The organism is Corynebacterium sp. (genome assembly GCF_012838985.1).
Classification (GTDB): domain Bacteria; phylum Actinomycetota; class Actinomycetes; order Mycobacteriales; family Mycobacteriaceae; genus Corynebacterium.
The window spans coordinates 1-10850 of the sequence record NZ_DUOE01000016.1; the positions used below are offsets into that span (position 1 = coordinate 1).

Annotated in this window: 10 protein-coding genes and 1 pseudogene; 7 read left to right on the forward strand and 4 right to left on the reverse strand. The window is 68.4% G+C overall.

Translation table 11 applies throughout. The annotated features are described in order from the left end of the window. The first annotated feature begins 77 nt into the window (after positions 1 to 77). From GXZ33_RS00775 to GXZ33_RS00785, 3 genes are read left to right on the forward strand one after another with little or no spacing between them, the layout of a single operon-like run. The gene (locus GXZ33_RS00775; RefSeq protein WP_291338962.1) at positions 78 to 272 is read left to right on the forward strand and encodes a DUF4177 domain-containing protein; all 195 of its coding nucleotides are present in this window, start codon (positions 78 to 80) and stop codon (positions 270 to 272) included. A 44-nt stretch (positions 273 to 316) separates the two neighbouring features. Beyond that, positions 317 to 3154, forward strand: coding sequence for a leucine--tRNA ligase (leuS, locus tag GXZ33_RS00780; protein WP_291338963.1), 2838 nt, complete (start codon positions 317 to 319; stop codon positions 3152 to 3154). Between the two features lie 4 nt (positions 3155 to 3158). After that, positions 3159 to 4637 (forward strand): thiamine pyrophosphate-binding protein, encoded by a 1479-nt coding sequence (locus tag GXZ33_RS00785; protein ID WP_291338964.1) that lies wholly within the window; start codon positions 3159 to 3161, stop codon positions 4635 to 4637. Between the two features lie 18 nt (positions 4638 to 4655). On the opposite strand, the gene GXZ33_RS00790 is transcribed toward GXZ33_RS00785, so the two are convergent. Both GXZ33_RS00790 and GXZ33_RS00795 read right to left on the reverse strand, forming a co-directional pair. Further along, a complete protein-coding gene (locus tag GXZ33_RS00790) occupies positions 4656 to 5633 on the reverse strand; it encodes an HNH endonuclease signature motif containing protein (RefSeq protein WP_291338965.1) in 978 nt (325 codons plus the stop codon). Continuing rightward, entirely contained in the window at positions 5609 to 5920 is a 312-nt protein-coding gene (locus GXZ33_RS00795; protein WP_291338966.1) for a hypothetical protein, read from the reverse strand. Before GXZ33_RS00795 ends, GXZ33_RS00790 begins: the two co-directional genes overlap by 25 nt. Before the next feature lie 293 nt (positions 5921 to 6213). On the opposite strand from GXZ33_RS00795, the gene GXZ33_RS00800 reads away from it, so the two are divergent. Beyond that, complete coding sequence (locus GXZ33_RS00800) at positions 6214 to 7452, forward strand: hypothetical protein (protein ID WP_291338967.1); 1239 nt, start codon at positions 6214 to 6216, stop codon at positions 7450 to 7452. Positions 7453 to 7496: 44 nt separating this feature from the next. On the opposite strand, the gene GXZ33_RS00805 is transcribed toward GXZ33_RS00800, so the two are convergent. After that, positions 7497 to 8495 carry an MDR family oxidoreductase gene (locus GXZ33_RS00805; protein WP_291338968.1) on the reverse strand — a complete coding sequence of 333 codons (999 nt, stop codon included), beginning with the start codon at positions 8493 to 8495 and terminating at the stop codon, positions 7497 to 7499. 27 nt (positions 8496 to 8522) lie between these two features. On the opposite strand from GXZ33_RS00805, the gene GXZ33_RS00810 reads away from it, so the two are divergent. Genes GXZ33_RS00810 through GXZ33_RS00820 form a run of 3 tightly spaced genes read left to right on the forward strand, consistent with a single transcriptional unit; the run spans position 8523 to position 10527 of the window. Continuing rightward, a complete protein-coding gene (locus tag GXZ33_RS00810; protein ID WP_291338969.1) occupies positions 8523 to 9050 on the forward strand; it encodes a VanZ family protein in 528 nt (175 codons plus the stop codon). A 22-nt stretch (positions 9051 to 9072) separates the two neighbouring features. Further along, a complete protein-coding gene (locus GXZ33_RS00815; RefSeq protein ID WP_291338970.1) occupies positions 9073 to 10143 on the forward strand; it encodes an alpha/beta fold hydrolase in 1071 nt (356 codons plus the stop codon). A gap of 36 nt (positions 10144 to 10179) precedes the next feature. After that, on the forward strand, positions 10180 to 10527 hold the full coding sequence (locus GXZ33_RS00820) for a cupin (RefSeq protein WP_291338971.1): 348 nt from the start codon (positions 10180 to 10182) through the stop codon (positions 10525 to 10527). On the opposite strand, the pseudogene GXZ33_RS00825 reads toward GXZ33_RS00820, so the two are convergent. Then, positions 10518 to 10850, reverse strand: a pseudogene (locus GXZ33_RS00825) (hypothetical protein); the annotation flags it as partial. The gene GXZ33_RS00820 and the pseudogene GXZ33_RS00825 sit on opposite strands and share 10 nt — an antisense overlap.

Genomic DNA, 10850 nt, shown 5'->3' on the forward strand with positions numbered 1-10850 from the left:
GCCCGGATCCGGGCGGGGTACGGCGAGGTTGGTCGACAGCACGAACGGGCTCATGCCGCCAGTCTAGGCTGGTGAGCATGGAGTACAAGGTCGTGGAGATCCGTGAGGGACTCATCGGTGGGAAGCTGTCCGGGAAGAAGCTGGAGAAGATCCTCAACGAGCACGCCAGGGAGGGCTGGCTCTACAAGTCGATGACGTCCGTGGACGTCAAGGGCCGTGTCGGGCCGGGTGGCGTCGACGGCCTGCTCGTGGTGTTCGAGCGCCCGAACTAGCCTCAACCGTGTGTTTCTGGGCGCGCCTACTACACTGCTTAACCATGACGAACCCGAGTGAATCCACCCCTGCGTTCCGTTACACCCCTTCGCTGGCCAATGACATCGAGCGCAGCTGGCAGCAGTACTGGGTGGACAACGGCACCTTCAACGCCCCGAACCCGGTCGGCGACCTCGCCCCCGCGGACGGGCAGGAGCTGCCGAAGGACAAGCTCTTCGTCCAGGACATGTTCCCCTACCCCTCCGGTGCCGGCCTGCACGTCGGTCACCCGCTGGGTTACATCGCCACGGACGTCTACGCCCGCTTCCACCGCATGATGGGCAAGAACGTCCTGCACACCCTGGGCTATGACGCCTTCGGCCTGCCCGCCGAGCAGTACGCCATCCAGACCGGCACGCACCCCCGCACCACGACGATGGCGAACATCGAGAACATGCGCCGTCAGCTCGACGCCCTCGGCCTCGGCCATGACCGCCGTCGTTCCGTCGCCACGACCGACCCGGAGTACTACCGCTGGACCCAGTGGATCTTCCTGCAGATCTACAACTCCTGGTTCGATGAGTCCCGGCAGAAGGCGCGCCCGATCGCGGAGCTGCTGCCCCTGCTCGAGTCCGGTGAGCTGCAGACGAAGGACGGTCGGGACTACAACGGGCTGGACGATGCTGAGAAGCAGCAGGCCATCGATGAGTTCCGCCTGGTGTACCGCTCGAACTCCATGGTCAACTGGTGCCCCGGCCTGGGCACCGTCCTGGCGAACGAGGAGGTGACCGCGGAGGGTCGTTCCGAGCGCGGCAACTTCCCGGTCTTCCGTAAGAACCTCTCGCAGTGGATGATGCGCATCACCGCGTACTCCGACCGTCTCATCGACGACCTCGAGCTTCTCGACTGGCCGGAGAAGGTCAAGTCCATGCAGCGCAACTGGATCGGCCGTTCCCGTGGTGCGGAGGTCGACTTCGACGCCTCCGGTCACACGATCCGCGTGTTCACCACCCGTCCGGACACCCTGTTCGGCGCGAGCTACATGGTGCTCGCCCCGGAGCATGAGCTTGTCGACGTCCTCGTGGCCGACACCTTCCCCGAGGGCACCGACGAGCGCTGGACCTACGGTGCCTCAACGCCTGTTGAGGCAGTTCAGGAGTACCGCCGGGCCATCGCCGCCAAGTCCGACGTCGAGCGCCAGGAGAACAAGGACAAGACCGGTGTCTTCCTCGGCACCTACGCCACCAACCCGGTCAACGGCGAGCAGATCCCGGTCTTCATCGCCGACTACGTCCTCACCGGCTACGGCACCGGCGCCATCATGGCCGTCCCGGCCCACGACGACCGCGACTACGAGTTCGCCACCGTCTTCGGCCTGCCGATCCTCGAGGTCGTCGCCGGCGGTGACATCGCCGAGGCCGCCTGGACCGGGGACGGCACCCTCGTGAACTCCGCCAACCAGGAAGGCCTCGACATCAACGGCCTGAACAAGGCCGACGCCATCGAGCGCACCATCGCGTGGCTCGTGGCGGAGAAGCGCGGCGTCGAGAAGATCCAGTACAAGCTGCGCGACTGGCTGTTCGCCCGCCAGCGTTACTGGGGCGAGCCCTTCCCCATCGTCTACGACGCACAGGGCCGGGCCCACGCCCTCCCCGAGTCGATGCTGCCGATCGAGCTGCCCGAGGTCGAGGACTACAAGCCGGTCTCCTTCGACCCCGAGGACGCCGACTCCGCACCGCAGCCCCCGCTGGCCAAGGCGAAGGAGTGGGTCGAGGTCGAGCTCGACCTGGGTGACGGCCTGCAGACCTACACCCGCGACACCAACGTCATGCCGCAGTGGGCCGGTTCCTCCTGGTACCAGCTGCGCTACATCGACCCGAACAACGATGACGCGCTCGTCGACATCGAGAACGAGCGCTACTGGACCGGCCCGCAGTTCGACGGCGACTGCGGCGGCGTCGACCTCTACGTCGGCGGCGTCGAGCACGCCGTGCTGCACCTCCTCTACTCCCGCTTCTGGCACAAGGTCCTCTACGACCTCGGCCACGTCACCTCCGTCGAGCCCTACCGCCGCCTGTACAACCAGGGCTACATCCAGGCCTACGCCTACACCGACGCCCGCGGCGTCTACGTGCCGGCGGAGGAGGTCGAGGAGAAGGACGGCAAGTTCTTCTACCAGGGCGAGGAGGTCAACCAGGAGTACGGCAAGATGGGCAAGTCCCTGAAGAACGCCGTCGCCCCGGACGAGATCTGCGACAGCTACGGCGCCGACACCCTCCGTGTCTACGAGATGTCCATGGGCCCGCTCGACACCTCCCGCCCGTGGGCGACCAAGGACGTCGTCGGCGCGCAGCGCTTCCTCCAGCGACTGTGGCGTCTGGTGGTCAGCGAGGAGACCGGTGAGGCCCTCACCGCGGACCTCCCGCTCACCGACGACGACAACAAGCAGCTCCACCGCACCATCGAGGGTGTGCGCGACGACTACGACAACCTGCGCGTGAACACCGTCGTGGCCAAGCTCATCGAGTACGTCAACTACCTGACCAAGACCTACCCCGACGCCGTGCCCACCGCCGCCGTCGAGCCGCTGGTCATCATGGTCGCCCCGGTTGCCCCGCACATCGCGGAGGAACTGTGGAAGCGTCTCGGCCACACCGGTACCGTCGCCTTCGAGTCCTTCCCGGAGTTCGACGAGAAGTGGCTCGTCGACGACGAGATCGAGCTGCCCGTCCAGATCAACGGCAAGGTCCGCGCCCGCGTCATGGTCCCGGCCGACGCCGATCAGGACGCCGTGGTCGCCCGTGTCCTCGAGGAGCCGCGCATCGCGGATGCGGTCGCCGGCAAGAACCTCATCAAGCAGATCGTGGTTCCGGGCCGCATGGTCAACCTGGTGGTGAAGTAGCCCCGTGCACCGGGAGGCCGCGAAGGTGGTGGCAGCCGCCACCGACACCGTCTTCGGCCTGATGGGCAACGGCAACGCCCTGTTCATCCGCGAACTCGCGGAGCAGGGTGTCTCCGTCATCCCGGTGCGCCATGAGGCCGCCGCTGTCGCCGCCGCCGACGCGTTCCACCGCACGACGCGACGCCTGGCGGTCGCGACGACCACCTACGGCCCGGGTTTCACCAACGCCCTCACCCCGCTCATCGACGCCGCCCTCTCCCGCTCCCCGCTCCTCATCGTCGCAGGTTCCACGTCGACCGTGGACCATGCGGCCCTGGCCCGGGCGTGCGGGGCCCGGGTGGAGACGGACCCCTCCGTGGCCGTGCAGGTCGCGCTGGAGGAGTCCGTCCCGGTGGTGCTCCTCTTACCGTGGGAGTCGCCTGCGCTGTCCGAGCCTGGAACACCAGGTGAGGTGTCTGCGCTGGTCAACAGCGCTCAACAGTTGTTGATCGTCGCCGGACGCGGGGCGGTCGGGGCGCGTGAGCAGGTGATCTCCCTGGCGGAGTCGTGGGGTGCCGACGTCGCCACCACCGCCCCCGCCAAGGGCTTCTTCCATGGCGCCTCCGGCGTCCGGGACCTCGGGATCTGCGGAGGTTTCGCCACTCCCGAGGCCCGCGTCGCGATGCGCGAGGCCGACGTCGTCCTTGTCCTCGGCGCCTCCCTCAACCGCTTCACCGAGGGCGGATCCTTCGGCCCCGACGCACACGTCATCCAGATCGACCCCCACTCCCCCACCACCCCGCGCATCGACACGCCCCTCCGCGGCACCGTCGAGGAGATGCTGCCGGAGCTGGTGGTGGAGGGTGTCGCCGGGAAGCGTGAGCCGGTACGCACGACCCATGCCGCGGGCGACGAGCTCGCATCCGACGGGCGGCTCGACCCGCGCACGCTGTTCGCGCGACTGAACGAGCTGCTGCCGCGGGAACGCGTGGTCGTCACCGACGGTGGCCACTTCATCGCCTGGCCGTGCATGTACCTCGACGTGCCCGCACCGGACCACCTGGTGCTGGTCGGCACCGGCTTCGAGACGATCGGCCTCGGCCTCGGCGCGGCCGTCGGCGTCATCGAGGCCGCCGGCGAGCGTCTGACCGTCCTGGTCACCGGCGACGGCGGCGGGCTCATGGCGCTCGCGGACGCGGAGTCCGTCATCCGTCGTGTCCGTGACACCGGGGGCCGCTGCGTCATCGTCGTGGTCAACGACGCCGCCTACGGTGCCGAGGTCCACCAGTACTCCCACCAGGGTGTGCCGGAGGAGCCGATGCTCATCCCCGAGGTCGACTTCGCAGCCGTGTTCGGCGCCTTCGGTGCACGCGGCACGGTGGTGCGCACGTTGGCGGACCTGGCGGCGGCCGATGAGTGGCTCTCGGAGGGTGGGCCCGGTGTCTGGGTGCTCGACTGTCGGGTGTCGCGGTCGGTGGTGGCTCCTTTCCTGTCGGGGGGATAGTGCGCAGCTGCGCACTCATCAGTGCGTCTGACCTGGGGTGATGTCGCCGAAGGTGTCCTGGTGCTCCCAGACGTCGAGAAGCTCCTCATCGCCCTTCGGCACCGGACCGTGTGAGTAGCGGTCGGCGTGCTGCCCCATCGCCACATCCGACGTCGCCGGCCGGTTGTCCACGGAGGTGTAGGACTCCCCGCCGGGGAAGCGGAACCTCAGCAGGGACGGATCGACCTCGTCCGGCACGATGACCAGTTCCCCGTCGGAGACCATCGCGTGATGTCTGGAGCACAGGGGGATGAGGTTCTCGAGGTCGGTCCTGCCCCCGGACGCCCAGGCGCGGATGTGGTGGAACTCGAGCCAGCGGCTGCACGTGCACCCCGGGGTGGCGCAGCGGAAGTGCCAACGGGTGAGCAGGGCCTTCTCCTGGGCACGGTTGATCAGGCGGGAGCTGCGCCCCAGGTGGAGGATGCGGCCGCGGGCATCGCGGATCTGCAGGGAGAGGAAGCCGTTGATGATGCTGCGCAGCAGATCCGGGGTGGTGGCGCCGGGATTCCCCGGGATCCGGGCGCGGTCATCGGAGTCGATGATGATGTTCACCTGTGCGCCCGGGGCCGTGGTCTTCGCCTCGGGATGGGTCCGGGCCAGGTGGCAGAGGCTGAAGAAGGCCCCGACGAGGCTGGTGCTGACGGGTGCACCGAATCGTGTGGAAGAGGAATCCGGGGTGTCGGACTCCCTCTCTGACTCCCCCATCGCCAGTTCGGCGCTCTTGAGGGCGGCGAGGAACTCTGCCCCACGTTCGGGGTCGAGGGTCCCCCAGAACCTCAGTCCGCCGTTCTCCTTGTCGACGGTGACCGAGAGCCGGTTCTTCGCCTTCCGGGTCCCTCCGTCGGCCCGCGGGCGGCCGGCGAGCAGGGTCTCCAGCTCGGCCAACGGGTGCGCGAGGGCGAGGGCGACCAGCTCCGCCTCGTTCTCCGCCGTCAGGTACGGCAGGAGGAAGCGCACCTTGGAGTAGGAGAGGAAACCGTCGGAGAAGCGGGCGGTGAGCAGGGGGAGTCGCGCAGCGCGCGCCCCACCTGGAGGTACTCGAACACGGTGCGCCGGGACAGATCCTGGGTGCGTGCCGCCCAGGAGGCGGTGCCGGAGGAACCACCCAGGCCACGGTGGTCGAACTCGGCGAGATGGATGATGAAGGCGGCCTTGTTACGGGTGAGGTTGCGGTGGGCGTGGGTGATGGACGTGGTCAGCTGGTGGTCGGTGAGTGCGGACGGCTCGGTGATCGTGGCGAGCAAGAATTCCCCCGGTGGTCGAATTGGTGTTCGATCACGGCCACCATAACAGACGCTCCCGACATGGGCCCGGCGAAGCTGTTCCCGCAGGTCAGGGGCTCCGGACAGTGCGCAGCTGCGCACTCTTCCGCGGCCGACGGGTGGCCGGCCCGGCCTTCCGTACCGGATAAGCCTCGGGAAAGTCTGTGAAACCCCTGGGGGTATGTGCTTGCGGACGTCGGGAAGCTCTGTTAATGTTTGAAACCGCCATACCCCCCGGGGTATCCATTAAAGTTCAAAGCAAAAGGAATCCCACCGTGATCAGGAATCTCGGCGAGAAGTACTCGCCCCTCTATTTCCTCGCCGCCCTCGGTTTCGGCGGCATGGCCGTTTTCTTCTTCATGGCCTTCATGCACATCACTCCGCACCCGGAGACCCCGATGCCGACCTTCGAGTCCATCACCGGCGCCTACGCCAACGGTGACTCGTTCATGCGCTCGGCCATCATCGTCGGCTACATCGGCATGATCGCCATGCTCGCCGTCCACATCGGCCTGCTGATCTGGAACTTCCGCGAGTTCAACCAGTTCAAGCAGACCGACGCGTACCAGACCCTCAAGTCCACCAACGCCGAGGTCACCCTCATGGCCATCCCGCTGACCCTGGGCATGACCATCAACGGTGCCTTCGTCGCCGCCCTCGCACTGGTCCCGGGCCTGTGGGGCATCGTCCAGGCGCTCATGCCGCTGGCCCTGCTCGCCTACGGCTCCGTCGGCGTCCTGGCCCTGGTCATCATGACCAACTACCTGCGTCGCATCATCGGCGGCGGCTTCTCCTTCGAGGCCAACGGTGGCCTCAACCAGCTGATCGCCGCGTTCTCCATGGCCATGGTCGCCGTCGGCTTCGGCGCCCCGGCAGCGATGGGCACCAACCCGCTCATCGTCATGATCGGCGTCGCCGGCTCCATGCTCTTCGGCTTCATCTCGGTCCTGCTCTTCGGTGTCTTCCTCGTCGCCGGCGTCATGAGCATCATGCAGTACGGCCTGGCCCTGCCGAACTCCGCCACCCTGTGGCTCGCCGTCCCGATCCTGACCCTGTACTCCATCACCGTCCTGCGTGACCGCCACGGCATGCAGACCCTCATGGACGCCGGCCCGGCCGGCCCGCAGGAGCACGCACAGTCCTCCGTCGGCATCCTGCTCTTCCTCACCTTCATGATCCTCGCGCAGGTCGCCTTCCTGGGCCTCGGCTTCGTCGTCATGCGTTCCAACGGCTTCTTCAAGAAGTTCGTCCTCTCCCGTGAGGAGACCTCCCCGGTCGCCTTCACCCTGGTCTGCCCGGGTGTCGGCCTGTCCGTCCTGTCGATGTTCTACATCAACACCGGCCTGATCCAGAACGGCCTGATCGAGAAGTTCTCCGGCGCCTACTACGTCGCACTGCTCTTCCCGGCCGCCATCGCGGTCGCCACCCTGTGGCTCGCGTTCACCCTGTTCCGCAACCAGCTGTCCTCCGCCAGCAAGTTCGCCCAGGAGCAGAAGGTCCTGGTCAACGCCTGACAGTCACCACTCAAGAGCAGACCCCCGCACACGCGGCGTACGGCTCAGGCCGTGCGCCGCGTCGGCGATTCCGGGCTGATCTCCACCACGGTCCGTCCGCGGCGTCGGCCGCTCATGAGCTCCTCCCCCGCCGTGACGACGTCCGCGAGGGGCACCGTCGAACTCAGGCCGGCGAGGACGTCCACGTCCAGGGTGTCGGCGAGCAGCCCCCACGCACGCTCCCGGAACTCCCGGGGCGCGTCCACGGAGTTGATGCCCACCAGCTTCACCCCGCGGAGGATGAACGGCAGGACGGTGGCAGGCAGGTCGGCCCCCTGCGCCAGCCCGCACGCGGTGACCGTGCCACCCCACTGCGTCTGCGCGCACGCGTTGACCAGCGTGTGGGAGCCGACGCAGTCCACCACACCGGCCCAGCGGGCCTTCTGCAGGGGACGCCCGGGTTCCGCCAGCTCCGCCCGGTCGAGCAACTCCCCCGCCCCCAGGTCGCGCAGCCAGGCACCGTGTTCGTCGGCGCGTCCGGTGGCGGCCACGACGTGGTAACCGAGGGTGGCCAGCAGGTGCACCGCGAGGGAACCGACCCCGCCCGTCGCGCCCGTGACCAGCACCTCTCCCCCACTGACACCCTGTTCACGCAGTGCCACGACCGAGAGCGCGGCGGTGAACCCGGCGGTGCCCACCGCCGCCGCCTGCCACGCATGGAAAGCCGCCGGGACGTGCACCGTCGCCTCCGCCGGGACACGCTGCTGCGTGGAGTAGCCGCCGTGGCGGAACTCCCCCAGTCCCCCGCCGTTGGTGGTGACCAGGTCACCCGGAGCGAAGCGGGGATCCTCCGAGGACACGACCGTGCCCACCGCGTCGATGCCCGGCACCAGCGGGTCCACCCGCATCACGCCGCGGTCGCCGCGCAGTGCCATGCCGTCCTTGTAGTTGAGGGAGGAGTGGGAGACGTCGATAAGCACCTCACCGGGGCCGAGGACCACCTCGTCGGTGAGTGCGGCGTCGATGCCGGAGTCGGTGCGTGTGACAAGCAGGGAGTGGGCCATGCCACCACGCTAGTTATCGTGGGGGTCATGCGCAGACTCACCTGGCTCGCCCTCGCCGTGTACACCGCGGTCATGCTCTCCCTGACCATGCTCAAGGCGTTCTACCGGATCGGCTACCTGTGGGACCCGGCCGTCCACCGGCACCGTGAACTGCGCCCGGTCCCCCTCGAGGATCTCCTCGGCGCGACCGGCTGGTTCCTGCCGGCCTTCGGCTACCTGGGCAACATCGCCTTCTTCGTCCCCTTCGGGGTCCTGGTGTCCATGCTGCTCATCGGCGCCCGCCGTCCCCTCCTCCTCACCACCCTCGTGGGGTTCGCCGCTTCCCTGACCATCGAGACGGCGCAGTACGTGTTCGCGCTGGGCTACTCGGACATCGACGACCTGCTGATGAACACCCTCGGCGCGTTCCTCGGGGCTGTGGTGGCGCGGGTCGCCGGCCCCCGTTGGCACCGGGTGTGGATCGGGCTGGCGTTGGCGCTGGGCGTGGTGTTCGCGGTGCTCGTGGGACTGGGGGAACGGCTCGGGGATCCGGACAAGGTCGCCTCCGTGTCTTAGCGACGTCCCCTAGAATTGCAGCATGAGAAGGACTGCTGCGTTCCTGCTGGCCACCGCACTGGCGGCGACCCCGTCGCTCCCGGCGGCCCAGGCATCGAGCCTGCCCCGTGTCCCCGGGCTGTCCGCCGAACACGACGTCTCCTCCCGGGAGCGGGGCTCGAGCATCGGCCACTCCACCGGCACCGGTGTGCAGCTGTCCTCGGGGCCCGTCGTGCGCATGTCCCGGGACTCCGTGCTGGCGCAGACCCTCGGATCGACGGTGCAGCTGTCCTCCGACCTGCCGGTCACCGGCCCCTTCAACGACCCCACCTGCGTACCGACGCCCGAGTTCCCCGTCCCCGTCATCCTCATCCACGGTACGGCGGGCGGGTCCGGGCACATGGTCACCCTGGCCGAGAAGCTTGTCGCCGAGGGGGCCTGCACCTGGGCCCTCAACTACGGCGCCGACCAGTTCAGCATGCTCAGCGCCTCGGCGGGCCGCTACGGCTACGCCGACCCCTTCCTCAGCGTGCACGAGCTGGGGAGCTTCGTCGACGGTGTCCTGCGACGCACCGGTGCATCGCAGGTGGACCTCGTCGGCCACTCGCAGGGCGGCACCCTGACCAAGGGCTATGTCATGGGTCTCGACGGCGCCGGGAAGGTGCGACGGGTGGTCACCCTCGGGGCGACGTTGCACGGCACGGACGTCAACGGGTGGGACTGGGTCGGATCCGTCGTCAACGCCGTGCCCGGCTCCTCGACCTTCCTCGCCGGTGAGGCCGCCGTGCAGCAGCTGCTGCACTCCGAGTTCGTGGACTGGCTCAACAGCTTCCCCGACGCCGCCCCCGACGTCACGTACACCGCCCTCTACACCGCGTCGGACACCGTCGCGACGCCCAACGAGACCTCCATGATCGACCCCGGCACCTCCGGGGCCGACGTGGTCAACGTCGAGGTGGAGTCCACGTGCCTCCACCCCGCCAGCCACGGTTCGCTGGTCACCGACCCGGTGCCGATCGGTCTCGTCGTCTGGGCCCTCACCCGCACGGAGGGCGACCACTCCCCCGTCTGCGGCCAACCTGAAAGTGACCCGGATCACGCATCCGGGGGGTAGGCTCGGGCCCACCAACCACCACAGGAGGACCCCACCATGTCCATCGTCGACGAGAAGGCCCGTCAGCTGCTCGACAAGGCCTGCGCCGCCGAGAACGGTCGCGCCGCGAAACTACTGGTCAACGACGGTCCGCTGCGGCAGACCGTCATCGCCCTCAAACAGGGCACCATGCTCCAGGAGCACAACTCCCCGCCCGCCGCCTCGATTTTCCTGTTCAGCGGCGAAGTGAAGGTCGCCGGAAAAGAGGAGACGACGATCGGCGCCGGCCAGCTGGTCACCCTGACCCACCAGCGCCACTCGGTCAGCGCACTCGAGGACTCCGTGTTCCTCCTCACCACCGTCACCAGCGTCGAGGGACGGGAGTCCCACTCCGGTCAGTCCTGACAGACCGACAGAGTCCCCCGGAGCTCGGCGGGCACCCCGTCCGCGAGGAGGGCGGCCTCGTCGAAGCACGGGTACTCCGTCACCGCGGAACGGCCGTGGGGCTCATAGTGCACCCAGCGGCCGTCCTCGGCGCGGTAGACGATGAGATGGTCCGTGAAGGCCTGGCCCGCACGTGCCCACTCACCGTCGCAGTACATGACGACCGGCTCGGTGAAGTCACCCCGGAAGGCCTCCGCGTCACAGTCCGGCGCCGAGGCCAGGGCGGTCGTGGAGGCCGGCACGGGGGTCACGCCGGTCGTGGTGGTCACCTCGACGGTCACCGA